The organism is Paraburkholderia sp. CHISQ3, assembly GCF_030464945.1.
In the GTDB taxonomy this organism is placed as follows: Bacteria; Pseudomonadota; Gammaproteobacteria; order Burkholderiales; family Burkholderiaceae; genus Paraburkholderia; species Paraburkholderia megapolitana.
This window is the reverse complement of the sequence record NZ_JALPRG010000007.1, coordinates 276,407-302,365: the sequence shown is the minus strand read 5'-3', so window position 1 is coordinate 302,365 and position 25,959 is coordinate 276,407. Positions and strand designations below refer to the sequence as shown.

Genomic DNA, 25,959 nt, shown 5'->3' with positions numbered 1-25,959 from the left:
GTCATTCGACGCCACCTCGAAGCCAAGGAAACCTCACGATGTTCCGGGCAAAATTCACACGACTCTTCATGCTGGCTACAGTGGCGGCATTTGTCACCCCGGCGGTATTCGCCGAAGCATCGTCCGTCCCGGGCGACGGCGGTGTCCCCGCGTTCTACAACTGGACCGACAAGGTGCCGGCAGCGCCAGGACAGATGCTGCGCAGCGAGCCGCTAACAGCCGAGCAAAGTCTTGCCGAAGCCGGACAGGACATTCGCATCCTCTACACATCGACTGACGGTATCGACAATCGCACGCCGATCGTCGTATCCGGCGCACTGTTTCTGCCGAAAGGCACGGCGCCTTCAGGCGGCTGGCCATTGATGGCATGGGCGCACGGCACGGTCGGCAGCGCCGACGTATGTGCACCCTCGTTCACCAAACGCAGCGCACGCGATACCCGCTATCTGAACCACTGGCTCGCACAGGGCTACGCGATCGTCGCAACCGACTACCAGGGCCTTGGCACACCGGGGCTGCATCCGTATGGGTTGACCCGTCCGCTCGCATACGGCGTGCTCGACAGCATCCGGGCAGTGACGCATGGCAGCTTCGATCTGTCGAAGCGCGTCGTGGTGTTCGGGCAATCGCAAGGCGGTCGCGCGGCATTCGCGACGGCCGTCTATGCGAAGGACTATGCGCCCGAACTGGAGATTGTCGGTGTGGTCTCGACCGGCACGCCGTACGCGGCCCCTCACGAGCGCGCCGACGATGCGGAAATCGCCAACGCGCACAAATCAGTGGTTCCGACCTTCGCGTACGACATGTTGCGGCTTAGCACTGCTGCGTTACGCGACCCATCGTTCGTTCCCGCCGATTATCTGAACGACCGCGCAATGCCGGCATTCGAAATCAGTCAGCGCGAATGCCTGCATGCCATCGAACAAAAGATCGTCGCCGACGGACTCACGTTCGACACGAGCTTCAAGCGTTCGCCCAAGGCGGCGCTCGCTGCGATCAGTCGTGAAGCCGCCTATCCGTCGCTGCAATCGGATATCCCGATCTTCGTCGGAACGGGTGGCAAGGATCTCGATGTGTTCGTGCCGGGACAGGTTGCGCTCGTCGCTGGAGCATGCAAGGCAGGCGATCGGATCGAGTGGCATTACTATCCGGAGCTCGATCACTCGGGAACGGTGAACGGATCGCTGCCCGATTCGACGCAGTTTGTCGCGAGGGCATTTGCGGGCGAGCGTATCAGCGGCAATTGCGACGCCTTGCCAAAGCCTTAGCGGAATGGATGAAACGACAAGGCCGGCTTCACGCCGGCCTTGTCGTTTTAGCCGCAAAGCTTCCGGACGACGACCTTACCTCCCGGTCAACGTCGACAACCGGATCGCTTCACCCATCTTGCGATACCCCGCGTCGTTCGGATGCAGGTGGTCGCCGAAATCGTATTCGGCGGCAATGTGATCGGGACGCGCCGGATCACGCACTACGGCGTCGAAATCGATCACACCGTCGAACGCGCCACTTTCCCGGATCCATCGATTCACCGCCTGACGCTCGACCTCGCCTTCCTTCGTGAAATAGCCGGGGAATATCGTGCCGGCATACGGCGTGAGCGTAGCGCCCAATATCCGGATTCCGTGCGCATGCGCGCGATCGACCAGTTGATGCATGGCGGCCGTGATGTCATCGGCGGTAACGGCCTGGTCCGGAAGACCCGCCGAGCCCGGATGACCGATATCGTTGATCGATTCCATCAGGATGACGGTTCGAACACCGGGCACCGACAGCACGTCGCGATCGAAACGCGCAAGCGCCGCCGGGCCGAATTGCACCTCGGGCAGATCGTGCAGGACACGGTTGCCGCTAATGCCCGCATCTACCACGCCGAGCGGAATGTGCGCATCCACGAGACGCTGTGCGAGCACGTCCGGCCAACGGCGGTTAGCATCGATCGTCGAGCCGTAGCCATCGGTGATGGAATCGCCAAGCGTCACCACCGCGCCGATATTGGGCGCGTCGATCTCGATGCCGCTAATGAAAAATCGTGCGGTGCTGGTGGTCGCTTGTGGCAAGACAACTGCGGTAGTCGAATCGGCGCCACCTGACATATAGGTGGTGGCCTGGCCAAGGGGATGCGTCGCAGCAGGGCCGGTATCGCTCGACACATAAATACTGACCGACAGACTGTCCAGCGCCTTCACATCGAGGTTGACTGGATCGCTCAGCGCCGGTGCACCGACCGGTATCGTGATGGACGGTCGTCCGCCGAACGTCAGATGAAGGTCGGTGGATGGATCGATCGTTCCCGGCGTCTGCCCTGGTCGCGCAAGATGAGCGGATTCAATGACCAGCGGAGCGGTGCCCAACTCATTGCTAAAACGAACTCGCACTGCGCGTCCGCCAATCGATAAACGCACAACCTGGCGTATGGTTTGCCTCGTGACTTCAGGGCCGTTAGGAAAAGCAGGAGAAGCCCCCCAGCTTCCGACCCAATGGGCCTGGCTGGTCGACGCCGATTGCGCTCCGGCCAGAGTGGTAAATCCCAGCAACATCGAAACGACAACTGCCGAGGTCGCCTTCAATAACTTGTGCATGGACATTCATCTCCTCCTGTTAGCTTTTGCGTTTTACGTAGGGAAGCGTGTTTCAGCACCTAACAACGTCTCGCCAACCGATAACCGCTCGGCGTACTACCCGTCACCCGCCGAAACGTGCTGCTGAAATGTGAGTGACTCGAAAAGCCCAGCTCCACGGCGAGCGACGACAAGTCCTGTTCGCCGGACAGCAACCGCGTCTTCGCCAGCTCGATGCGTTGCGCGAGCATGAACTGGTAAGGCGAAACGCCCATCGTCATGCGAAACGCGCGGCAGAAATAATGTGCCGACATGCCGATCTCCGTGGCCATGTCGGTCAGATTCGTGGGTTCGCCGATACGGGCTTTCATGAAATCGAGCACACGCTTGAGCTGCCAGTCGGCCATGCGCGCCGGCCGTGCGGTAGCCTCGTTCGTCGCGTCATAGCGCGTCAACAGATGCGCTGCGAGATAGGTACCTGCTGCATCGGTCAGCGCACGCGCAAGCGGATGCCCCGTGCTCGCGGTATCGATCAATCCGTGCACGGCGCTGGTCAACACTGGATCGTGAACAGCAAGCGGCATATGCAGCGTGAACGGACGACCATCGGTCAGCGTCTCCAGCCAGTGTGGCCGCACGAACAGCAGCGTCAACCGCATCGCGCGATCCCATGACCAACGCTGCTCGACATCCGCGGGGCTGATCGAAATCTGTCCGCACGAACGAAAACCGCTTTCGCTGCGCTTGCCGAGCTTCCTGATCATCCGCGGGGATGCGGCTTCCTGAATGGCGACGCGCACCCAGCCGATGGGGACGTGGCTCCATCCGCCAGGCTGGCAGTCATAGCGCTGCACATGAATGCCTGCAGATTCAACCGTATCGACCAGACGATGCCCGTCGCGCTCGGCCTGCGCGCTGAAGTACGTCATCTCGTCGATGCCGTGCGAGAGGGACTGCTGCATCGTGGTTTCCTTTGTTCCAGAACATGCTATTCGGTGCCGTTCTTCGACAGCGGCACGCGCGGGCTCGTCACATGATAGCGAAACCGCCGATCGGCGTGATTCGACCCGACACACGTCGGGAATCACGTGCCGATCATGTTTCGTGCGCCATGCACCGCCAGTCCACCGCTCTACCAATGAATACCGACCCATCGAGACTCTCCGTTCAACCCCACAGCCCCGCCGTTTCGCTCGACTTGCGGACCACCCTGGCCATGGCAATTGCCTGCGGCATCGCAATCGCGAACATCTACTACAACCAGCCGATGCTCGGCCTCATGGAGGCCAGTTTTCCGGGCGCCACGGCCATAACAAGCCTTGTCCCTACCGCCACCCAGCTCGGCTATGCGCTAGGGCTGATCCTGCTGATACCGCTCGGCGACCGGTTCGAACGCCGGCGCCTGATCTTTTTGCAGCTCGCGGCACTCGGTGTTGCGCTCGTCGCACTCGCGCTGGCACCGAACGCGTGGGCCCTGGTGGCAACGTCCGCACTGGTGGGCGTTCTGTCGACGGTTGCGCAGCAGATCGTTCCGTTCGCCGCGGAACTCGCCGAACCGCATCGTCGAGGCGCGACCATCGGTACGGTCATGAGCGGTCTGTTATGCGGCATTCTGTTTGCGCGCACGCTAGCGGGTTTTGTCGCGGCGCATTACGGCTGGCGCGCCATGTTCGGGTTGGGCCCGTTGCTCGTCTTCGGTGCGCTGTTGTTGCTCGCCACCGTGCTGCCGAAATCCGCCCCGAAAACCCGCGCACCCTATAGCGAACTGCTGCGCTCGCTCACGGACCTGTGGCGCGAAGAGCCCGAGTTGCGCCGTGCCACCGCGGTGCAAGCGATGATGTTCGCTTCGTTCAGTGCGTTCTGGACCCTACTCACCCTGCACCTCGCGCGCGACTATCAGCTTGGTGCGGAAGTGGCCGGGCTGTTCGGCATCATCGGCGCGGGCGGCGTGCTGATCGCACCGATCGCCGGCCGTTTCGCGGATCGCCGTGGCCCCTATGCGGTGATCGGTCTGAGCTGCGTCGTGATGCTCGTGTCGTGGATCGTCTTTGCGTGCTGGGGGAGCATCGCGGGTTTGATCGCGGGTGTGATTCTGCTGGACTTCGGCCAGCAGAGCGCGCTCGTGTCGAACCAGCACGTGATCTACGCGCTGCGGCCGGAAGCGCGCAACCGTATGAATACGATTTTCATGGGTGGCATGTTTCTCGGTGCAGCGCTGGGTTCGGCGGGTGCGACGCTCGCGTGGCAAATGGCGGGCTGGCCGGCGGTTTGTGCGATCAGTGGCGGGTTTGTGTCTGTCGCACTGCTGGTGCATGCCGCAGGCGCACGCAGGTTAGCACGGGCACAGCGGGGCTGATCAAAACATGAACCCACCGCTGCACACCACCACCTGACCGCTGATGTAGTTCGATTCCGGAATGCAGAACAGATAGACCGCCCCAGCGGCTTCCTCGGGTGTGCCGCCGCGTCCCAGCGGAATGCCGCTTTCCATGTTCTTCATCACATCGGGATTCACCCCAACCTTGATTTCCCGACCTTCGATCTGGATCGCACCCGTGCCCGCCGCCGCTTCGGTCAGACGCGTACGAATCAAACCAAATGCCACACTGTTCACGTTGACCTTGAAACGCCCCCACTCCTTGGCCATCACACGCGTCATCCCGTTGACCCCTGCCTTGGCCGCGCCGTAGCCGAGCTGGCCTGTATTGCCGCCCACACCGGCCAGCGACGAAATGTTGACGACCTTGCGGAACACCTCGCGACCTTCGTCCGCTTCTTTTTTCGCAGCCTGACGAATGAAATCGGCGGCTGCGCGAAGGATGCGAAACGGCGCGGTCATATGGACGTCGATCATCGCGTACCACTGCTCGTCGGTCATCTTCTGGATCACGCTGTCCCAGGTGTAGCCGGCGTTGTTGACGATGATGTCGACACCACCGAAGGTATCGACCGCGCTCCGCACGAAGCGCTCGCCGAAATCCGCATCGGTGACGCTGCCCATGCAGGCGAATGCATCGGAGCCGGCATCGCGAATGGCTGCGACCGTCTCGCCGGCGAAAGTCGCATCGAGATCGTTGACCACGACACGTGCGCCGTCGGCCGCAAGCTTCAGTGCAATCTCGCGCCCAATGCCGCGACCCGAGCCCGTGACAAGTGCGACTTTCCCTTCCAGTTTCTTCATCACAACGCTCCTTGAGGCGAAAGCAGAAATTCCCTGACGATCCGACCGGCTTCGAGCGCATCGGAAATCAGGAACAGATGGCCGTCGTCGAACACGTGCAGCCGGCTACGGGGAATCAGGCGATTCAACAGGCGGGCATTCGCGAGCGGGATGATCGGATCGTCGTTGCCGGCCAGAATCAATGTGCGTTGCTGCAACAGCGGCAGCCACGGCAAGCTGGTCCAGCCGGCAATCGCGACCTGCTGCAGCAGATAACCGCGCTTACTGGTCTTGCGGAATTCGTGCAACGAAGTGGCGCTATGACGTGCCTTGCCGCCGTAGATTTCACCGGCTATCGCATCGCGATAAGCGGGATCGTTATGCCGGCGTGGCGTGAGCAAGCTGGCCAGCACCGACAACTTACCGGGCACCATCAACACGCCCTGCGAGGTTGCGGCCAGCACGAGACGGCGGCAGCGCCGCGGATTCTGCAACGCAAACTGCTGCGCGAGCGCGCCGCCCCACGACACCCCGAGCACGTCGACCGTGCGATACCCGAGCTGCGTCAACAGCTTGCCGGCCAGCATCGACAGCATCCATAACCGGTAAGGGACCGGTGCTTGCGACGACTCTCCTACACCGGGGACATCGAAGGCGATCACCTCGACGTCGTCCATCGCGTCGGCAAACGGCAGCAGCAACTCCAGACTGGCCCCGATCCCGTTGAACAGGACCAGTGGCGTATGTGCCCGGTCACCCGGCCACACTGCTACACGCACAGTCGTTCCGTAGACGTCGACTTGCTGGATTTCCATCGTCCTTGATGACGTATTGCGAACCAGTCTTGCCGTATGTGTACTCATGCAGTTTCTAACCCCGTTCATGGACGTAGGTGCCGGGTGCCGCGCATAGCGGCGGAAACCCGGCGTTGCCCTGCTGCAACGGCGCATCGATAAGCGGACCCGCGCGCTCGCGCGTCCACGCGACGCCGTGATCCCACCAGCTTCCGGCGTGACGCGTCGATCGCTCGAGCCATTCCTCCGCGGTGCCGGACAGATCGTCGCCGGTGGAGAAGCTGGCCTTCGGGTTGTCCGGCGGACACACGATGGTCTGCACGTGGCCGCTGTTGCCCAGCACGAACTGACTGCGAGAACCGAACAGCTGCGCACTGCGGTAAACGCTTTGCCAGATGCAGAGGTGGTCGTTCTTTGCGCCGAGCACGTAACTGTCGATATCGAGTTCGGCGAGACCGGCGATCGGCGTGTTCCGCACCTTCATCGCCCCCGTTGTAACGAAGGGGTTCCGTTCGACGAACTCGCTGAAGTCGTGATTGAACTGAGCCGTCATGCCGGTACCGTCGCCGTTCCAGTACATCACGTCGAAAGCGGACGGCGTTTCGCCCATCAGGTAGTTGCTGACCCAGTAATTCCAGATCAACTCGTTCGAACGCAGCATCGCGAACAGGACCGTGAATTCCTTTGCGCTGATGCGCCGGTTGCGCAGCGTTTTCCTCACGACGCCATCGCTGCGCTTTCCTTGAGCCCCTGTGTCCATCAGCGCACCGATCGTCGGTGCACCTGACATCGCCGTCATGTCGAGCGGAGAAACCACGAGCAGCAGACTGTTGATCTTGCGCTGTTGCGTCGCCGCGTAATAGCCGGCCATCGACACCGCGACCGGCCCCGCTCCGCACACGGCCCACAGGTTCACGTCGTCCGAGCCGGTAATCGCGCGGCTCGTGTCGATCGCGGTGTCGATTGAATCCTGGTACTCGGGCATGCCCCAGCGATCATGACGGCGCTGCGGATTGCGCCACACCATCACGAACACCGTGAAACCCTGCTGCACGTAGTACTCGAGGATGCTGCGCTTCGGTGCGAGATCGAAGATGTAGTACTTGTTGACGATAGACGGCACCACGAGCAGCGGGCGGCGATGTACCTGCGGCGTTTGCGGCGCGTACTGGATCAGTTCGAACATCTCGGTTCGCAGCACGACCGAGCCCGGTGTCACCGCGAGGTTGCCACCTACCTCGAAGGCACCTTCGTCCACCTGCGACGGAACAGGTCGACGCTTGCGGATGTCGCCAAGCAGGTTGCCGACTCCTTTCACGACGCTGAGGCCCCAGGTTTGTCTCGCCCGACGCAGCGCGCCGGGATTGCCCAGCAGAAAATTGCTCGGCGCCACCGCGTCCCCGATCTGGTTCAGGAGGAATCGCGCACGCTCGTCGAGGTCCGCGATCTGCGCGTAGTTCGTCATCGATTTGCGCAACGCGAGGTACGTCTGAAGCAGGCTCGCGTAGAGCGTGCTGTGCTCCCAGGCATCGTCTGAAAAGCGGCGATCGCCCGGTTCCGTGGCAAGTCGCGACTCGCCTGCAACCATCTGACCGAGCGTCCCCCAAAAGCCCATCGTCGCTCTGAGCAATCCGAACGGCTGCGTGATCGCGCGCCCCGTGAGTTTGCTCGCCGTCAGCCAGAGGTCGGACGGCAGGAAGTCTCCGAGAAGATTCTGGCCGAGCACGTTATCCGCGGTACGCTCGACGCCTTCCGCCTGCTTCGCACTCGCCGATCCGGCTACCTGTTCCGGCCTGCCACTCGCACCGTTTGCGGCGCCATCACTCCGTGCGCTGCCGGCTTTGCCTGCGGCGTTGACTTTGCGGTCACCTTCAGGCGACCTTGCCCTGGTCATCTTGTCTCTCCTGTTTCTACGCCGATGTATGTTTGCCGATCAGGCGGTAGACCATCGAGCCACCCAATGCACCGGAAGCCGGCCGAATTCCGCTTCGGTCTGCGCAATCAACGCATCCCGCTCCGCGCTGCTCGCGAGCACGACGCTCACATGCGATTCCAGTCCGAGTTTTGGATGCGGCCGGATCTCGACGTCGACTTTCGCCGTGTCTCCGCATACGCGATGAACGGTGTCGATCAATGCCTTGGCAATCGCCTTTTCGCGTAATGCGGGCTTGAAGATCTTGTTGACGGCCGTCAACGGCATGGCATCGAGCACTTGCACGTGAACCGGCACGGCCGCGCGTTCGGTAATCGCGCTGCGTGCATGTGCAAGTAATTCCCCGGCACTGACGCTCGCGCCGGCACGCAACGTGACGTAGGCAATGGGTAGCTCTCCCGCATGCCCGTCGGGTATGCCGACTGCGGCAGCAATCTCCACCGCCGGATGGCGCATCAAGCCTTCCTCGATCATCGCGGGATCGATGTTGTGGCCGCCCCTGATGATCAAATCCTTGGCACGGCCCGTCAGCCAGAAATAGCCGCTCGCATCGCGCCGCCCCAGGTCGCCCGTGTTCAGCCAGCCGTCTTCGAGACATACCCCCTTGTTGTCGCTGGCTTTGACGTAACCGGAGAACACATACGGACCGCGCAGCAGCAACGTGCCGATCTCGTCCACCTCGCATTCGCGGACGATCTCGCCGTTGCTGCCGAGATCGACGATCCTGATTTCCTGGTACGGCAGCCGCAGACCGATCGAGCCGATGCGCCGCTCGCCGTCGCGCGGATTGATCGAGCTCACGCAGGTCGCCTCGGTCATGCCGTAGCCCTCGAGCAGTTTCAGACCCGACGCGCGTTCGAACCGCTGGAACAATTCGGGCGACAGCGGCGCGGCGCCGCAGATCGCAAAGCGCAACGACCTGAGGTCGACGCCGTCGCGCGCTACGTTGAGCAGCGCGGACAGCACGGTGGGCACCGCGCTGAACAGTGTCGCGCGGTAGCGCTGCACCGATCGCCAGAAAGCGCTCTGCGTCTTTGGATTGCGATAGCCGCTGTCGGACAGCAACACCACGTGTGCGCCGACGCTGAATGGCGCAAGACCGGTCACCATCATTGCATTCGAATGAAACAGTGGTAGGCCGCATAGCACGGGGTCTTGCGGCCCCAGATCGACTGCGCACGCCACCGCCCAGGCGTTCGCCGATTCGTTAAAGTGCGTGCGACGCGCGAGCTTTGGTGTCCCGGTCGTGCCGCCGGTGTGAAAATACGACGCGACGTCGCTGCCATCGGCGGCAGGCGGTGTGAATATCGGCTTATCCGCCTGCCTGGTGAGCAACGTATCGAAGTCCTGTGCCCAGTCGGGACAGACATCGGTCCCGCCCACGCGGATGATCGTCGTCAAGGTCGGCACCTGCGTGCGTAGGGCTTCGACCTTCTCCCAGATACCTGGTGCCGCCTGGCGCCCTTGTGCGACGAGCACGCGCGTGCCCGCGGCGTTCAGGATGCCGACGATATGATCGACCTCCAGAAACGGGTTGATCGGATTCACGATCCCGGCGGCCTCGGCGCCCCACAGCACGAAGTGGGTTTCCGGCAGATTGGGCAGCATGTAGGAGACGACATCTTCGCGCCGGATGCCCAGGCCATGCAGCGCATTGGCTACCTGCGTGACACGGGTCGATAGCGTCATGTAGTCGTAGCGTTGCTCGCCGTCGTTGGAGTCACCGGTCGGCACGAACGTGATCGCGATGCTCCGCGGCGTGCGCGCGGCCTGGCGAACGATCGCCGCGTAGCTCGATATCGGAAACTCCAGGCGCTCGACGAGCGGTGTGCGCTCCAGGGCATCGACGTCGCTCTGGTCGCGAAGAGAGGGGCCGAAGGAACTCATTGCGGCGCACCGTTCGCGATCGCGATCGTGGGCGGCGATAGCGCGTCGCCGCGTCGCACGCTACGGCGGCCAAAGCCGATGCGCTGTCCACCGTTTGCAAAGCCCGCTTCTTGTGCGTGTCGTTCGTGTCGATCGATCATGTTCCTCACTCCTCTTTTCTGAACGTTCAGCTCGGCGCCCATCAATCGCGGCGATACAACGTCACGACGCATGCGCCGCCAATGCCGATGTTGTGTTGTAGCCCGATGCGCGCCCCGTCGACCTGCCTTGGGCCCGCTTCACCACGCAACTGCCGGACCAGTTCGGTACATTGCGCGAGACCCGTGGCCCCTAGCGGGTGGCCTTTGGAAAGCAGCCCGCCCGATGGGTTGGTCACGATCTTTCCGCCGTATGTATTGGCGCCGTCCCAGACGAATTGCTCTCCCGCGCCTTCCGGGCACAGGCCGATCGCTTCATAAGTGAGCAACTCGTTGACCGTGAAGCAGTCGTGCAGCTCGACCACCTGGATGTCGTCGGGACCAATGCCGGATGCCTCATATACCTGCTGTGCCGCGCGCGCCGACATGTCGTAGCCGACCATCTTGATCATCGACGGTGGTTCGAAACTGCTGGGGTAGTCGGTCGTCATCGACTGCGCGGCAATGTAGACGGGATTCGCGATTCCATGCCCTCGCGCGAATTCATCCGAGCACAGTACGGCGCTTCCCGCGCCGCACGTAGGAGGGCAGCACTGAAAGCGCGTCAACGGATCGAATATCTCCGCCGACTGCATGACTTCGTCGAGACTCAGTTTCTCCCTGAAGAGCGCATAGGGATTGTTGTGCGCGTGTTCGCGCGCCTTGACCGAGATCATTCCGAAGGTCTCTTTCTTCGTCCCATGACGGGCGATGTATTCCCTCCCGGCACCGCCGAACATCTGCGCGGCCAGCGGCGCCGACGAGGCGCCCTGCACCTCGTCGATCACCTGAACATGCCGGCTCAGCGGCGATTCCCGATCGTCGAATTGCGATACCAGCGCGCCGCGCGCCATCTGCTCGAAGCCGAGCACCAGAACGCATTCGGCTGCACCGCTTTCCACAGCCTGCCGTGCGAGCCAGAGCGCAGTCGATCCCGTCGAGCAGTTGTTGTTGACGTTAACCACGGGAATACCGGTCAGGCCAAGTTCGTACACGGCGCGCTGCCCGCACGTGGAGTCCCCGTAGACGTAGCCGGCATAGGCCTGGTCCACTGCGTTGTATAGAATGCCGGCGTCGCTCAATGCGAGCCGGCCGGCCTCGCTAGCCATCTGGTAATACGGCGGACTGGCGCCTGGTTTTGTGAACGGCGTCATTCCCACACCGATAACGTTGACGCGACGACTCATCCTCGACCTCCCTGATCTAGAAAATCTTCATTACCCGGATCTGCACGCTGTAACTGTTCTTGAATCCGCCCTCGTTCGCCACCGCCTTGCCGACCATACCGGCGACCTGCCAGGTCGGCGTGAGCATGTGGCTCGCGTAGAGACGTAGCTCGCTCGAACTGGTTTCCTGTCCGTTGTAGGCATCGTTGATGTATTGCTTACCGCCGAAATAACCCGCGTAGCCGAACGAAACCGACGAAGCCGCCGAGATCTGGTAGCGCAGGTAGGTTTGCAGTTCGATGGACGGATGCACGGAGATCTGCTGCCCGGCGTTGCTATGCCCGGTCTGCACGGCGACATCGATCGCGCCGTCGAAGTAGAAGTTATGGCCCAGCCCCTGGATGACCCCGAGCTGCGGGGTGAACGTCACGGCGCCGGCGCCCGGCCCTGAACGGTTAACGTCGTATTTGCCGGTGGGCAATGAAACATACGGCGTGATGCCGACGGTCGTGCCGTAAACCGGATCGGGCCGGTTCACGAGAAACGCGGTGAAGCCGAACGTGATATCGCCCATCCCGTTGTTCGTCTGCGGTGAAGCTCCGCCAACCTTGAAGTTCGACAGATTCGCAAACGGCAGATAGACCTGATACGCGACCGGGATGCCGGCGATCTGGCTGTAGTGCAGCACACGGGCAATGCCGATGGTCTGGTTAAGACTCGATCCGGGCACATCGCCCACGCCATCGAGATTGAATTCGTGGCTTGATTTGAAGCCGAGATACCCCAATGCCAGCGTCGTGCCTGGCGGCAGAATCGTATAGTCGGCCGGATAGATGTCGATGGCGGATGCGGACTTTGCGGCGACAAGAAAGCCAGCCATTACAACGAACGAGCGCAATATTCTTTTTTCCATGTCTCCTCCTGAGGGGTGTTCCTGTACGCGTGAACAAGCCGACGCTGGGCGTCATTTTTTTCGTCTTGAGAGTCACCGCATGGCGGAGCCGCTTGCGATGCGATGGACCTGTTACTGCATCGGACCGGGGCGCCCCACGAATGTGAATTGCGCCCCTGCAACTTCAGACTTCAGACTTCAGTCCTCTACCGTCAGAACCGGCTTCATCGCCAGGCCGAAACTTCGCAATTGCCCCAGCAGTTCGCGATGGCCGAACGCCTGGCAGCCCGAAGCGAAGCCCACTTTCTTCGGCGCTGTCTGCAACAACGACAAAGCGGCATAGGCCTGCAAGAGACCCGTCTGTTTGTAGTTGCTGTTGCCGTGGATTACGCAGTGCGCGCGCCCGAGTGGACCGGACGCATAGACCGAATCGATCGAACGGTTGACCCGTGGGTTCTCGCGCGGCGGCATGCCGCTCTGGACCGAGGCGGCGACCTTGGCGAGCGCCTCTTCCTGCTGATCCATGGGCAAGGTCTTGATCTGCTCCTCGTACAGTTTCACCGTCGCGATGACACCCTCCATCACCTCGCGGGCGAAGACGCCGGCCGATACCTTGACGTTGGCGACGCGTGGATCGTCCTTGAACCAGACCGGGTGGGACGTACCGCCCCAGGGTAGCGCGAGCCCCATGCCATGTTGTCCGGGAATGACGACGTCGAATTTCGTCGACAGCAACCACTCCTTGTACTGGTTTTGCTCCAGGTAATACCACTTCGCCTTGAGGATGGTGAAGATGGTCGCAACCGAGGCCGTGGTCGGAAAGCCGCCCCACAACGTGAGGATGTCGAGCGTATCGAGCCCTGGTGTTTCGAGGCAGAGTTGGGCGGCAATCTCGCCGGTCGTGTACATATGCGCGATGCCCGGCGCAAGCAGCAGATTCTTTTGCGCGAACGCTTCGCCCCAGCGTTCCTTCGCAAGCATCACCCAGTCCTGTTCGCCGGTGGTGTCGGAGTAGTGGCAGCCTGCGGCAAGAGCAGCTTCCACCGCCTCCGGGCCATACTTGATGAACGGACCGACCATGTTGCTGACGAAGCGGGCGCCGTGGAACAGCTCGGTCAGCGCGTCGACGTTGTGCTCCACGCCGACCACTTCGTAGTCGGCGGTTTCGATGCCGGGAATCTTCTCGACCACCGCCTGCACTTTCGCCTTGTCACGGCCGGCCGCAATGAACGGGATGTGGTATTCGCGCAGGTATTCGCACACCAGACGCCCGGTATATCCCGACACGCCGTAAACGACGACAGGTCTCTTGTCACTCATTGCTTGTCTCCACCTACGTTGAAGAAAATGATCTGGATATCCAGTCGGTCGCGCGGCGTTACATGCCCATACCGCCATCGACGGGCACGCCTGCCCCGGTGATGAAGCGGGCGTCGTCGGAACACAGGAACACCACCGCATCGGCGACTTCCTCGACCGTCGCAAGCCGGCCAAGCGGCGTCTGCGCAATCACCGATGCAACCGCCGCCTCGACGTCCGCCGCGAGACCGACGGCGACGATGTCAGTGGCGAGCTTCATCCCCATGTCGGTGGGAATGAGCCCCGGGTAGATGCAGTTGACGCGCACGCCGTAGCCGAGCTTGCCGGCTTCCATCGCCGCCACCCGCGTCATGCGATCGACGGCGGACTTCGTCGCCGAATAGGCCGAGATGGCGGGAAACGCGATGGTCGCCGCGACCGACGACACGTTGACAACCGACCCGCCCTGCGCAGCCGCACCACCCGGTCGCATGCTGCGGAACGCGTGCTTCATGCCGAGCCCGACACCGACGATGTTCACGTCGCACATCCGGCGAATGTCCTCGGCCTTCAGATCGGCCACGAGCGAGGTGATCTCGATGCCCGCGTTGTTGATCAGGATGTCGAAGCCGCCGAGTTGCGCGACCACCGAGGCAACGGCGCTTTCCCATTGCGCGTCGTCGGTCACGTCGAGCCGCACCGAGCCGGTCGCGACACCGCTTTTTGCGAGCCCCGCCGCAGTCTCCTTCGCGAGGTCCACGAGGACGTCGCCGATCACGACCGCTGCACCTGCATCCGCCAGGGCCTGGGCAATCGATGCGCCGATTCCGCGTGCGCCGCCCGTCACCAGCGCCTTTCTCCCGTCGAGTCGTTTGCTCTTCATGTGTCTTCCTCCGATGTCTGCGTTATGTACTGCCGCGATTCGGGGACGAGCCGGTATCCGTCGAACGGGGATCGCTCGCTGGATAACGGCGGCCGTCCTCGCCCTACTGGACAACGCCGAAAATCTAACCACTTGGCAAGTTTATTTTGAACGAATGGTTGGATATTTATAAACAGATGTCAAGTTAACTTTTTACGAGTGGTTAGTGTTTTCTTGACAATTGGTTCGCTGCTACGCACAATCGGGCGCATCAGACTCGGTCACCTCAGTTGCATGAGGCACGAGCGCAAACCGGCAGCCGTACGGCACGCCGGACGACAGTTACTGAGGGCACAGGCGGGATGGCACAGCGGGAAAACAGCGAAGCGGATGGAACGGGCCGCGGGCCGCGCGGCAGGCAACTACCGGCGGACAAGTACGAAGCGCGGCGCGTCGAACTGGCCGAAGCAGCACTGGAAACGCTTGGCGAACTGGGCTACGCGAGAACCAGCCTGCGCGAGATTGCGCAGAAATCCGAATTCACGCATGCGGTGCTTCACTACTACTTCTCGGACAAACTCGACCTCATCCGATGCAGCATTCGCTACTTCAAGGCGAAGTGCGTCACCCGCTACGACGTCGTCACGACCGAAGCGCAAAGCCGCGAAGAACTGATGGAAGGTTTTCTCGAGAAGCTCGCGGAAACGATGCGCGATGAACCGCAGATGCATTGCCTCTGGTACGACCTGCGGTCACAGGCGCTGTTCGAGGAATCGTTCCGGGAGGTCGTGAACGAGATCGACGAGAGTCTCGAACACATGGTCTGGCATGTCGTCACGCGCTACGCGGAGCTCGGCGGCAGCCAGCCGACTGTCACGTCCGGCGCTGCCTATGCGCTGCTCGACGGACTCTTTCAGAAACACCTGCTAAGGCACGTGTCGAACGATCCGGATGCGATCGCGCGTCTGCTCGAAGAGGTGCGTGCGCTTTTACCGATGCTGGCCTGACGTCCGAGAGGTGAAGTCGCGCAATCTTCGCGATGATGCTCGCCAGTACGGCGAGCGCACCAATCGTTTCGATGAAAGCCGAGAGCATGAGCTTCTCCTTTTCATAAAGACATCGTCGTCTCGTTGCTCATTACGAGTCACAACCAGCCGGGTGCATAAGCGCGGATGAAGAAAACCACCGTGATGCATGCGGTGAGCAACAAGGTCCCCGCGCGAATGATGGCCACCGGTGCGCGCCGACCGATCTGCGCGCCGCCATAACCGCCCGCGATCGCCGCGACCAGCATGACGAGCGTCTCGGGCCAGTGCACGACGTGAGCGACGATAAAGATCAGTACCGCCATCGAGTTGGCCGCGCTGACGAGTAACGTGCGCGGCGCACTCAGACGTTTCAGATCGCTGCTGTCGAGCAGCCCCCAGACGGCGATCATCATGATGCCGACCGCGCCACCGAAGTAGCCGCCATAAATACCGAGCGCGAACTGCACGGCCAGAACAACCGACGGACGGATCGTCCAGCGGCTACGCATCTGCTCGCCGAGGCGACGCCCAAACGCGAGCGCGAGGCTCGCGAGCAGAAGCAACCAGGGAAGCACGAAGTTAAAGGCTTTCGGCGATGTGTACAGCAACAGGACGGCACCGAGCGCGCCGCCCGCCAACGTCATGACCAGCAGCGGCCGCAGCGAAACGGCACCAACCGGCCCGAGCCCATCGCGATAGGCCCATGCACTCGCAAGGCCACCGGGGAACAACGCGACGGTGCTCGATGCATTCGCCTGAACCGATGGCACACCCGCAAAAATCAATGCGGGAAGGCTCACGAACGAGCCGCCGCCCGCGAGCGCATTCATGGCTCCAGCGACAAAACCAGCCCCAGCGACGAGTAAAAGTGAGTTCATGCGCCGATCCTAAGGACAAACATCGGCTTTCACAATCTGGCAATTCCAATGCTAGACTTCGCGAAAACCGAAGGGATCGACGATGCGATTCGACCTCACCGACATGCGCTTATTCCTGACCGTGGTCGAACACGGCAGCCTCACCCAGGGCGCTCAGGCGATGAACCTGGCGCTTGCCTCCGTGAGCGAGCGTATTTCCGGCATGGAATCCGCACTCGGTGCGCCGTTGCTCGAACGGACCCGCCGGGGCATCCGCCCTACCGCAGCCGGCGAAGCGCTGATCCGGCATGCCCGCCTGATTCTCGGCAACGTGGAGCAGATGCGCGGCGAGCTGCGTGCGTACGCAACGGGATTGAAGGGCCGCGTCGGTTTGCTGTCGAATACTGCGGCGCTCGCCGCGTTCGTGCCTCAGCAGTTGCGCCGCTTTCTGGCCGCCTACCCCGACCTGTCCGTCGACCTCGACGAGCGCCCCAGCAACGAGATCGTGCTGGCGATCGCCGAAGGCCGCGCCGACGTCGGCATCGTTGCAGACATTGCGGACCTCGCGATGCTGCAAACCCATCTGATCGCGCAAGACCAGCTCATGGTCGTCGCAGGCAAAGACCATCGCATCGCGTCACAGGAACGGGTCGCGTTTGCCGACATCGTCGACGAAGCATTCGTGGGGATCAAGGACACGGCGCTGGAAATCCATCTGGCGGAACGGGCGTCCCGCCTGGGCCGTCAGATCAACTATCGCGTGCAGCTTAGAAACGTGGAGCAGGTCGGGATGTTCGTCGAAGCGGGCATCGGTCTCGCGATCCTCTCGAAAGCGTTTGTCGGCGAGCTACGCCGTCCAGGCCTTGCCGTCCTGCCGATTCTCGACCCATGGGCATCGCGCCAGCTTCATCTATGTGTCCGCGATTTCGCCGCGCTCACGCCGCAAGCGGGGTTGCTCGTGCAGCATCTGCTGGATGCGGGCACGTCGCCGGACGGCAAGCCGGCATAGGCCGCGCTCGCCGTTAAACGTTAGCGCCGCTCGAACCTAAACCAGATCGCGAATCGCCACGTCGGGATCCACATCGGCCTCGTAGTCGATCCCTTCGATCCCGAATCCGAACAGCCGCAAGAACTCCTGCTTGTAGCCCGCGAAGTCCGTAAGTTCGTAGAGGTTGTCGCTTGTTACCTGGTCCCACAGTTGCAGCACGCGTGCCTGCACTGCGGGATCGAGTTCCTTGTAGTCCGCACGCAGGCGGCCGTCCTGATCGATGTGCGGCGCGTGGCCGGACAGACTGTCGCGGTACAGCCCGTAGACCTGCTCGATACAGCCTTCGTGCGTGCCCTGCTCTTTCATCGCGCGGAACAGCAGCGACAGGTAGAGCGGCATCATCGGAATCGCTGAACTTGCTTGCGTTACCACCGCCTTCAGCACCGATACACGCGCATCGCCGTTCACCGCAGCGAGCTTGCTGCGAATCTCGAGCGCGGCACGGTCCAGGTCTTTCTTTGCGGCACCAATCGAACCGTCCCAGTAGATATCGTGCGTGATCTTCTCGCCGATATACGTGAAGGCGGTCGTCTTCGCACCGTCGGCCAGCACACCGGCTTCGAGCAGCGCGTCGATCCACATCTGCCAGTCCTCGCCGCCCATCACCGCGACCGTACTGTCGATCTCCTGCTGCGTCGCCGGTTGCAGCAAGCTTTCCTTGATCGCTTCCTTGTCGGTATCGATCGTGCGTACGTTGACTTCGCGGCCGATCGGCTTGAGCGTCGAGTTGAACACCTCGCCGGTTTTGGGGTGCGTGCGCCGCGGCGCCGCGAGACTGTAGATCACCTGATCGACCTGACCGAGATCGCGTTTGATGACATCGATCGTCTGCTGCTTGATCGCATCGGAAAAGCCATCGCCGTTGATGCTCTTTGCGTACATTCCTTTAGCCGCCGCCAGTTGCTGGAACGCGGCCGTGTTGTACCAGCCCGGGCTGCCTGGCTTGCCATCGCTCGCTGCGCGCTCGAAGAACACACCTAGCGTATCGGCACCGCAGCCGAAGGCGGCGGTAATGCGTGCGGCGAGCCCGTAACCGGTCGATGCACCGATCACCAGCACCTTCTTCGCGCCATGCGCGATGGGCCCCTGGGCCGTGACGTAATCGACCTGCTCCTTGACGTTGGCTGCGCAGCCAACGGGATGCGTAGTCACACAGATAAAGCCGCGTACGCGCGGTTTGATGATCATGACAACCTCGGTAATGAAATGCCCAATGAGTGCAGCACGGTGCACCGCCAGGCGAGCATTGTAAATGACACGATCCGCGGCGAGCGCGGCTGCTTCAACTCACCCGCGCTTCCACACGAATGCGAGCATTCGCCTCGAACTTCGCGCGATGCGTCGAGAAAAAAGTCCGCACGTTGCGAATATTCGAAGAGGCACGAAAGAGCCGCCGTGCGAGTTCGTCGTATTCGGGCATATCGGCGACCTCGGCGACGACAATGAAGTCCGGTCCTGGCGACACCCGATAGCATTGCGTCACCGCGGGCTCCGCGCAGATATACGTTTCGAAGGCGTCGAGATCTTCCGCAGCCTGGCGGTCAAGACTTACTTCGACGAGCGCAATCAGCGTCGTGCCGATCTTCGCGTGATCGAGCACCGCGATCTGCCGCGCGATCACTCCGGCTTCCTTGAGGTTGCGCACCCTGCGCAGACAAGTGGGCGGCGACGCGTGCACACGACCCGCCAGTTCAAGGTTCGAGACCGACGAATCGGTTTGCAGGATCGCGAGGATCCGCAGGTCCAGGTCGTCCAGATAGATGGCCACTTCGTCGGCTCCCGCTGTCGTTTCGGATGAAATTAAATTTCATCATGACTTTGTCGGAACGTCTAGTTTCATTTTTATAGAAATTATGAAATTAAATTTCTCATCGGGCACTCTACTATCGCCTCACCGGGTCCAGCAGGGGCCTTTCTGGAGAAATGCGATGTGTGGAATTGTCGGAGCGGTGGCGCAACGGGACATCCTGCCGAACCTGGTCGATGGCCTCAAACGCCTCGAATACCGCGGCTACGACTCGTGCGGCGTCGCCGTCTATCGCGACCGGCAGTTGCTGCGCGCACGCAGCGTAGATCGGGTGGCGAACCTGCAGGACGACATCGCGAAGCGCGCGCTGTCCGGCTACACCGGCATCGCGCATACGCGCTGGGCGACGCATGGAAAGCCCGTCACCGAAAACGCCCACCCGCATTTTTCACCCGATGAGCAGGCGCCGCGCATCGCGCTCTCGCACAACGGCATCATCGAAAATCACGATGCGTTGCGCGCGATGCTGCAAGACCACGGGTATGTCTTCACGAGCCAGACCGACACGGAAGTCATCACGCATCTGATCGATCATCTGTACGATGGCGATCTCTTCGAAGCCGTGCAGCAGGCGGTGCGCCAGTTACGCGGCAGCTATGCGATTGCGGTGCTCTGCCGCGACGAACCGCATCGTGTGGTCGGTGCTCGCGATGGCATGCCGCTCGTGGTCGGCGTCGGTGAAGGCGAAAACTTTCTGGCTTCCGATGCGATTGCGCTGTCGAACGTCACGGACCGGATCGTCTACCTGGAAAACGGCGACATCGTCGATGTGCAGCTGTATCGCTACGCAATTGCGGATGCGCAGGGTCGCCGTACCGAGCGCCCGGTACATACAGTGGCCGCGCATAGCGGTGCCGCCGATCTCGGCCTCTATCGCTACTACATGCAGAAGGAAATTTTCGAGCAGCCGCGCGCCGTGAGCGATACGCTGCAGGACATCACGTCGATCATGCCCGAGCTGTTCGGCGACTCCGCGTGGCGCGTGCTGAACAGCGTCGATTCGGTGCTGCTGCTCGCGTGCGGCGGAAGTTACCATGCCGCGCTGACGGCGCGTTACTGGATCGAGAGTCTGGCGCGGTTGCCCGTCAGCGTCGAGATTGCCAGCGAATACCGCTATCGCGACGGCGTGCCGAATCCAAACACGCTGGTCGTCGCGGTATCGCAAAGCGGAGAAACCGCGGACGTGCTTGGCGCGATGCAGGTGGCGAAGCAGCAAGGTATGCATCGCACGCTCGCGATCTGCAATGTGCCGAGCAGCGCTTTAGCTCGTGAATGCGCATTGACGTTCTTCACGCGTGCCGGCATCGAGATCGGTGTCGCTTCGACGAAAGCTTTTACGACGCAGCTCGTTGCGCTGTTTCTGCTCGCGCTCATGTTGGCCCAGGTACGCGGACGACTTTCCGACGAGGATGAACAGCAGCATCTGCGGGCGCTTCGGCATCTGCCCGACGCGATGACGAAGGTGCTTGCGCTGGAGCCGCAGATCATCGCGTGGGCCGAAGAGCTGACGCGTAAGCAGAACATCCTTTTTCTCGGGCGCGGCATGCACTATCCCATCGCTATGGAAGGTGCGCTGAAGATGAAGGAGATTTCCTACATTCATGCGGAAGCGTATGCAGCCGGCGAATTGAAGCACGGTCCGCTTGCATTGGTTAGCGACGAAATGCCCGTGGTCGCTGTTGCACCTAACAACACGTTGATCGAGAAACTCAAGTCGAACATGCATGAGGTCAGTGCGCGTAGCGGGAAGCTCTTTGTCTTTGCCGATATCGACTGCGGGATTTCGCCGGGGCCGGGGATCGAGGTGATCCGGCTCACCGAATACTACGGGCCGCTGTCTCCGATCCTGCATACGATTCCGATGCAGTTGCTGGCTTTTCATGCGGCGCTTGCAAGGGGGACGGATATTGATAAGCCGAGAAATTTGGCGAAATCGGTGACGGTTGAGTAGTGGGGTTGTTGAACTGAAATCTGTTGGTCCGTGACAATAAGGTTGCGAACCGGGAAGTATGCAAACCCCTACCGCTTCCTCTCATACTTCTTCCAATACCCAAACGCCTCTTCATGACACTCCAGATCCAGCTCTGACACACGCGCCTGCAAGCGTTCCTGCGCATCCTGAATCGCGATGTTGTAAATCACCGGCCCAAGCTCTTCCACGAAGAAATTCAGCAACGCCCCCGCCTGGATATTACCGATGCGCTCCTCATGGTTCTCGTCGAAATACCGCTGGATAGATGCGATGGCTTCCTTGCGTACGTCCTTGTCCAGTTCAATCGTCATGGCGTAGTGGCTCCGTTGTTACAAGGGCTGATGACATAAAAGCGCGCAAGGCCGACGCGTCGCTCCGATAAATCGATTATGCCGCAGCCCACTCGCCTCACATCGCCCCGAACAACGCCGTCACCCAGTCGACGAACACCCGCACCTTGGTGCTATATCGACGGCTAGGCGGATACGCCACGTACACATCAAGTGGATCGGGCCGCCACTCAGTGAGAACAGGCACCAGTTTCTTCTGCCTGATAAACGGTCGCGCCATGAAGTCCAGCGTATGCACGATGCCGAGCCCCGCAAGCGCCGTCGCAAGATGCGCATTGCTTTCGCTGACGATCACATCGTTACGCACCCGGTCGAGCGTCAGCACCTCATCGCCGCGACGGAAGGCAAGCCGCTGCGTCACGCCACTGCTTGCCGAGAAATAGCCGACAACAGGCATGTCCTTATCGACGATGTCGCGGGGATGCTTCGGCGTTCCGTACTTCGCCAGACACGCCGGCGTCGCACAGGTCGTCCATGCAAGCCCGCCGATCCGATGCGTGATCAGACCGGGATCGTCCGCCGTGCTGCGAATCGCGCAGTCGATGTTCTCCGCAATGAGATCGGCGGTCCGGTCCGTCACACTCAATTGCACCTGGATGTCCGGATACCGCTCGCGAAACGCCCGTAACGCAGGAATCACGATGCCGCTCGCGACCGACCCGCCCGTGTCGACCCTGAGTGCGCCGCGCGGATTTGCCTGAGCACGGCCCAACGTCGCTTCGATGTCGTCGAGTTCGCTGAGCAGGTGGCGGGTGCGTTCGTAATAAGCGGCGCCATCGGTCGTTACGCTAACGCTCCTCGTACTGCGCTCCAGCAGCTTCACGCCGAGATGCGTTTCCAGCGATTTGATCCACTTGCTCACCGTGGCATTGGGCATTTTCAGCGAGAGCGCAGCTCGTCCGAAACCACCCGTTTCAACGACGCGGGCAAAAATGCGGATGGCCTGCAGATGATCCATCGGTTCGACTCCAGAATGGCACGCGATGGCTTCTATTATTCACATCTGTGCACAAAGAATCCACATATAGCCTATTTATATCCGTACGTGTTTTCAATAAGCTGCAGTTATTGAATCAGGCCGCAAGGAGGCCACTCATGACTGCTTCGCTCTACACCAACATCCACACGACAAAACACGCCGGCAAGGTTGCACTCATCACCGGCGGCAGCACCGGTATCGGTCTCGCTACGGCAAAGCGTCTCGCTCGCGAGGGCGCGACGGTGTTCATCACCGGCCGACGCGAGGCAGAGCTCGAGGCCGCGGTGGCGGAAATCGGCCATGGCGCCACGGCGATTCGTGGCGACATCTCGGTAGCAGCCGATCTCGAGCGCATCGTGAAGGTCGTATCGGCGGCTCGCGAAAGAATCGACATCCTGTTCGCCAACGCCGGCGGCGGCGAATTCGTGCCGCTTGGCGAGATCACCGAAGCGCAATTCGACAAGTATGTCGGCATCAACATGAAAGGCACGTTGTTCACCGTGCAAAGCGCGTTGCCGTTCATGCCCGCCGGAAGCGCAATCGTGATTACCGGTTCGATCACATCGGTGCAAGGTGTGCCGGCATTCGGTGTCTATGCGGCCACCAAGGCAGCCTTGCGCTCGTTTGCGCGCACGTGGTCGTCGGATCTTAAAGGACGCAACATCCGCGTCAATGTAGTCGCGCCCGGCGTGGTCCCCACACCTGCGTATAAGACCGAGCTCAAGATGACCGATGAGCAGATCGAGGCCTACAGCCAGCAAATGTCCGCAACGACACCGCTTGGCCGCGTCGGCACCACCGACGAAATCGCCAAGGCCGTGTCCTTTCTCGCCTCCGACGATGCGAGCTATGTCACCGGTATCGAGTTGTTCGTCGACGGCGGCCTCGTACAGGTGTAATCGATCAACACGCCGCGCTTATCCGCGCATAAGCGCGGCACCAACGGAAAAACATCATGAGTTCAGCCGAGAACCTTCGCCTCGCCCAGCAGTTCCTTGAAAAAATGGGCTCGGGCGCGAGCGCCGATGAGATCGCCGCGTTGTGTACATCCGATCTCGACTTCAACATTCCCGGCGACACAGGCGTGCTGCCGTGGGTCGGTCACAAGAAAGGCCGCGAGGCCATGTTCGATTTCGTAAGCGGCATACGGGCCTCGGTCGAAAGTGTCAGTTTCAGCATTCAGGACGTACTTGCAAGTGACGGTCGCGCTGTCATCCTCGGCCACCTGCAATCGCGGATCAAGGCCACCGGAAAGCTGATCGACACCGCATTTGCATTCGTACTGACGTTCTCCCCCGAGGGAAAGATCGCGAGCTTTCTGATGTTCGAAGACAGCTTCGCCGTATCCGCAGCGGCCCGACATTGACAGCAGAACCTCCGACTACGCAAAGGAATCCGCGATGCCCTTCACAGTGAACGAACTTCTCAAACGAAACCTGCTCGGCATCTTCGGCGAGCGCAATGCCGCAGCACGCATGGCGGAACTGAAAGCCATCTGGCAGCCTGACGGTGTGTTCGTCGATCCGGATGGTCGACATGTCGGCATCGACGCGATCGATCAGCGAGTTGCCCAGCTACAGGCAAGATTCCCCGGTTTCAATTTTGTCGAACGTGGGGACGTTCAGGCTATGCATGGTGTTGGGCGCGTCGCATGGGGCTATGGGCCTGAAGACAATCCGGCCACCGTGACCGGCGTCGACGTCGCCGTCACCCGCGACGGCAAGATTCATGAGCTATACGTGTTTCTGGATTGACGACCTGCACTCGTCATAGAGACATCTTCCGCCGCGCCGGGTGACACCGTTCGCTCGTACGTTACCCGCGTCGCAAGCATCATCGTCGTACGCCCCGGTTTTGCACCGCCGCGGGGTTGCTGATAGCATCGGACGGCATCCGTCACCTTGCGGACGCGCTGCCATCCGATCATCGCATCCGCACGCTTTTGTCCTTCCCGCCCGGCGCCGACCATGAACGCATCCCTTCTATCCGACGACAACCCCAGCATAGGCGTCTACACGCGCTCGATCGGCAGCGGCGCTGAGTGGTGGCGCGTATCGCTATCGGAGCGCGCGTTCATGTACCGGATCGAGCACGGCCGCGACGACGGTTCGGTCGATATCGACACCGTCGTCGATCAGGAGAATCTCGATGCGAAGCTGCAGAAATGGCATCGCGAAGGCTATCTGTCTGAAACCGAACGCGAGCAGCTTGCCGCCGCACCGCAAGCCTCCGCCGATTTCATGGTCGATCTCGCACGCGCATCAAATGCGTTCGCACAATCAACTGTCAGAGCCGCTACATCGCGCAGTACCGCTCAGATCGTAACCATCGGTCGAATCGACGTACCGCTCGGCACACCGAACCCGCTCGTACCGGCAATCAACCCCGCGTGGCTCTTTACCGAACGTTTCAACGACATCGTCGAAGACATCGTCGAAAACCGTCGCGTGATGCTGATCGGGCACACGGGCTCGGGCAAAACGAGTCTGATCGAACAGATCGCAGCGCGTGCGCAGTACGGTGTGCTGCGCTCGAACATGAACGGCCAGACGACGGTCGGCGATTTCGTCGGCTTCTGGACCGTGAAAGGCGGCGAGACGATATGGGTCGACGGGGTGCTGCCGGCCGCGATGCGCGAAGGTCGCTGGCTGATCGTCGACGAGGTCGACTTTGCGGAACCGGCTATTCTCGCGGTGCTCACTGCCGTACTCGAACCGGGTGGCCGGCTGCTGATGAAGGAAAAAGGCAACGACATCGTCGAGCCGCATCCGTCGTTCCGTCTCTTCGCTACGGCCAATGCAGTCGGTGCGATGAGCCAGTTCCGTCATCTGTATCAGGGCGCGAATCTGATGAACGAAGCGTTTCTCGATCGCTGGCGCGTGTACCTGATCGACTATCTGTCGCCCGACGAAGAGGCCGAGGTGCTGATGCGCACGCTCGCCCCGCATCTGTCGCAAACGATGGCGCACACGCTCGCGGCAATCGCCGCCGATTGCCGCGCGGCCTTCGCACGCGAAGACCTTGCGAGCGCATTCTCGACGCGGCGCCTGCTCGACTGGGCGCAACTGATGCTACGCACCGGCGACCCTGAGCGTGCCGCGGGCCCGGCCATCTATGCGAAGGTCAGCCCCGAAGACGCCGCGCTGATCCGCAGCATCATCCGCCATTACATCGCGACGCAGGCGTAG

Annotated in this window: 25 protein-coding genes; 9 read left to right on the top strand and 16 right to left on the bottom strand. The window is 61.4% G+C overall.

What is annotated here, in order from left to right:
• The first annotated feature begins 38 nt into the window (after nucleotides 1–38).
• Nucleotides 39–1,268: a lipase family protein gene (locus tag M0D65_RS18835; protein WP_266254029.1), complete on the top strand. Its 1,230-nt coding sequence runs from the start codon at nucleotides 39–41 to the stop codon at nucleotides 1,266–1,268.
• Nucleotides 1,269–1,343: 75 nt separating this feature from the next.
• Here M0D65_RS18835 and M0D65_RS18830 read toward each other — a convergent pair whose 3' ends face one another.
• Nucleotides 1,344–2,378 (bottom strand): SGNH/GDSL hydrolase family protein, encoded by a 1,035-nt coding sequence (locus M0D65_RS18830; protein ID WP_266254028.1) that lies wholly within the window; start codon nucleotides 2,376–2,378, stop codon nucleotides 1,344–1,346.
• 263 nt (nucleotides 2,379–2,641) lie between these two features.
• Complete coding sequence (locus M0D65_RS18825; protein ID WP_266254027.1) at nucleotides 2,642–3,523, bottom strand: AraC family transcriptional regulator; 882 nt, start codon at nucleotides 3,521–3,523, stop codon at nucleotides 2,642–2,644.
• Between the two features lie 254 nt (nucleotides 3,524–3,777).
• Between M0D65_RS18825 and M0D65_RS18820 the strand changes: the two genes are divergently transcribed.
• The gene (locus tag M0D65_RS18820) at nucleotides 3,778–4,917 is read left to right on the top strand and encodes an MFS transporter (RefSeq protein WP_266254026.1); all 1,140 of its coding nucleotides are present in this window, start codon (nucleotides 3,778–3,780) and stop codon (nucleotides 4,915–4,917) included.
• On the opposite strand, the gene M0D65_RS18815 is transcribed toward M0D65_RS18820, so the two are convergent.
• From M0D65_RS18815 to M0D65_RS18775, 9 genes are all read right to left on the bottom strand, one after another.
• Nucleotides 4,918–5,742, bottom strand: coding sequence for an SDR family NAD(P)-dependent oxidoreductase (locus M0D65_RS18815; protein WP_177228275.1), 825 nt, complete (start codon nucleotides 5,740–5,742; stop codon nucleotides 4,918–4,920).
• A complete protein-coding gene (gene phaZ / locus M0D65_RS18810) occupies nucleotides 5,742–6,584 on the bottom strand; it encodes a poly(3-hydroxyalkanoate) depolymerase (RefSeq protein ID WP_266254025.1) in 843 nt (280 codons plus the stop codon). The genes M0D65_RS18815 and phaZ overlap by 1 nt, the downstream gene beginning before the upstream one ends.
• A 7-nt stretch (nucleotides 6,585–6,591) precedes the next feature.
• Nucleotides 6,592–8,409, bottom strand: coding sequence for an alpha/beta fold hydrolase (locus tag M0D65_RS18805; protein WP_266254024.1), 1,818 nt, complete (start codon nucleotides 8,407–8,409; stop codon nucleotides 6,592–6,594).
• A 39-nt stretch (nucleotides 8,410–8,448) separates the two neighbouring features.
• A complete protein-coding gene (locus M0D65_RS18800) occupies nucleotides 8,449–10,335 on the bottom strand; it encodes an acyl-CoA synthetase (protein ID WP_266254023.1) in 1,887 nt (628 codons plus the stop codon).
• On the bottom strand, nucleotides 10,332–10,475 hold the full coding sequence (locus M0D65_RS18795) for a hypothetical protein (RefSeq protein ID WP_266254022.1): 144 nt from the start codon (nucleotides 10,473–10,475) through the stop codon (nucleotides 10,332–10,334). The genes M0D65_RS18800 and M0D65_RS18795 overlap by 4 nt, the downstream gene beginning before the upstream one ends.
• A 41-nt stretch (nucleotides 10,476–10,516) precedes the next feature.
• Entirely contained in the window at nucleotides 10,517–11,698 is a 1,182-nt protein-coding gene (locus tag M0D65_RS18790) for a lipid-transfer protein (protein ID WP_266254021.1), read from the bottom strand.
• A gap of 16 nt (nucleotides 11,699–11,714) precedes the next feature.
• Nucleotides 11,715–12,590: a transporter gene (locus tag M0D65_RS18785; protein ID WP_266254020.1), complete on the bottom strand. Its 876-nt coding sequence runs from the start codon at nucleotides 12,588–12,590 to the stop codon at nucleotides 11,715–11,717.
• Nucleotides 12,591–12,767: 177 nt separating this feature from the next.
• Nucleotides 12,768–13,889 (bottom strand): DUF5938 domain-containing protein, encoded by a 1,122-nt coding sequence (locus M0D65_RS18780; RefSeq protein ID WP_266254019.1) that lies wholly within the window; start codon nucleotides 13,887–13,889, stop codon nucleotides 12,768–12,770.
• Nucleotides 13,890–13,947: 58 nt separating this feature from the next.
• Complete coding sequence (locus M0D65_RS18775; RefSeq protein WP_266254018.1) at nucleotides 13,948–14,751, bottom strand: SDR family NAD(P)-dependent oxidoreductase; 804 nt, start codon at nucleotides 14,749–14,751, stop codon at nucleotides 13,948–13,950.
• Nucleotides 14,752–15,092: 341 nt separating this feature from the next.
• On the opposite strand from M0D65_RS18775, the gene M0D65_RS18770 reads away from it, so the two are divergent.
• Complete coding sequence (locus tag M0D65_RS18770; RefSeq protein ID WP_266254017.1) at nucleotides 15,093–15,737, top strand: TetR/AcrR family transcriptional regulator; 645 nt, start codon at nucleotides 15,093–15,095, stop codon at nucleotides 15,735–15,737.
• Between the two features lie 137 nt (nucleotides 15,738–15,874).
• Here the strand turns inward: M0D65_RS18770 and M0D65_RS18765 are convergent, their stop codons facing one another.
• Nucleotides 15,875–16,636 (bottom strand): sulfite exporter TauE/SafE family protein, encoded by a 762-nt coding sequence (locus tag M0D65_RS18765; protein WP_266254016.1) that lies wholly within the window; start codon nucleotides 16,634–16,636, stop codon nucleotides 15,875–15,877.
• Between the two features lie 82 nt (nucleotides 16,637–16,718).
• Here M0D65_RS18765 and M0D65_RS18760 point away from each other — a divergent pair, with 82 nt between their 5' ends.
• Nucleotides 16,719–17,624, top strand: a complete 906-nt coding sequence (locus M0D65_RS18760; protein ID WP_091011682.1) for a LysR family transcriptional regulator — start codon at nucleotides 16,719–16,721, stop codon at nucleotides 17,622–17,624.
• Between the two features lie 36 nt (nucleotides 17,625–17,660).
• Here M0D65_RS18760 and fabV read toward each other — a convergent pair whose 3' ends face one another.
• Entirely contained in the window at nucleotides 17,661–18,851 is a 1,191-nt protein-coding gene (gene fabV / locus M0D65_RS18755; RefSeq protein ID WP_266254015.1) for an enoyl-ACP reductase FabV, read from the bottom strand.
• A 94-nt stretch (nucleotides 18,852–18,945) separates the two neighbouring features.
• Nucleotides 18,946–19,431 (bottom strand): Lrp/AsnC family transcriptional regulator, encoded by a 486-nt coding sequence (locus M0D65_RS18750; protein WP_266254014.1) that lies wholly within the window; start codon nucleotides 19,429–19,431, stop codon nucleotides 18,946–18,948.
• Between the two features lie 160 nt (nucleotides 19,432–19,591).
• Here M0D65_RS18750 and glmS point away from each other — a divergent pair, with 160 nt between their 5' ends.
• Nucleotides 19,592–21,421: a glutamine--fructose-6-phosphate transaminase (isomerizing) gene (gene glmS, locus M0D65_RS18745; RefSeq protein WP_266254013.1), complete on the top strand. Its 1,830-nt coding sequence runs from the start codon at nucleotides 19,592–19,594 to the stop codon at nucleotides 21,419–21,421.
• A gap of 68 nt (nucleotides 21,422–21,489) precedes the next feature.
• Here glmS and M0D65_RS18740 read toward each other — a convergent pair whose 3' ends face one another.
• Nucleotides 21,490–21,753, bottom strand: a complete 264-nt coding sequence (locus tag M0D65_RS18740; RefSeq protein WP_091011685.1) for a DUF2164 domain-containing protein — start codon at nucleotides 21,751–21,753, stop codon at nucleotides 21,490–21,492.
• A gap of 97 nt (nucleotides 21,754–21,850) precedes the next feature.
• Nucleotides 21,851–22,750 carry a LysR family transcriptional regulator gene (locus M0D65_RS18735; RefSeq protein ID WP_266254012.1) on the bottom strand — a complete coding sequence of 300 codons (900 nt, stop codon included), beginning with the start codon at nucleotides 22,748–22,750 and terminating at the stop codon, nucleotides 21,851–21,853.
• A 137-nt stretch (nucleotides 22,751–22,887) separates the two neighbouring features.
• Here M0D65_RS18735 and M0D65_RS18730 point away from each other — a divergent pair, with 137 nt between their 5' ends.
• The 4 genes from M0D65_RS18730 (at nucleotide 22,888) to M0D65_RS18715 (ending at nucleotide 25,959) form a co-directional block, all read left to right on the top strand.
• Nucleotides 22,888–23,670: an SDR family oxidoreductase gene (locus M0D65_RS18730; RefSeq protein ID WP_266254011.1), complete on the top strand. Its 783-nt coding sequence runs from the start codon at nucleotides 22,888–22,890 to the stop codon at nucleotides 23,668–23,670.
• Nucleotides 23,671–23,726: 56 nt separating this feature from the next.
• A complete protein-coding gene (locus M0D65_RS18725) occupies nucleotides 23,727–24,137 on the top strand; it encodes a nuclear transport factor 2 family protein (protein ID WP_091011688.1) in 411 nt (136 codons plus the stop codon).
• A 34-nt stretch (nucleotides 24,138–24,171) separates the two neighbouring features.
• Nucleotides 24,172–24,525, top strand: a complete 354-nt coding sequence (locus M0D65_RS18720) for a nuclear transport factor 2 family protein (protein WP_266254010.1) — start codon at nucleotides 24,172–24,174, stop codon at nucleotides 24,523–24,525.
• Between the two features lie 213 nt (nucleotides 24,526–24,738).
• Nucleotides 24,739–25,959 (top strand): AAA family ATPase, encoded by a 1,221-nt coding sequence (locus tag M0D65_RS18715; protein ID WP_266254009.1) that lies wholly within the window; start codon nucleotides 24,739–24,741, stop codon nucleotides 25,957–25,959.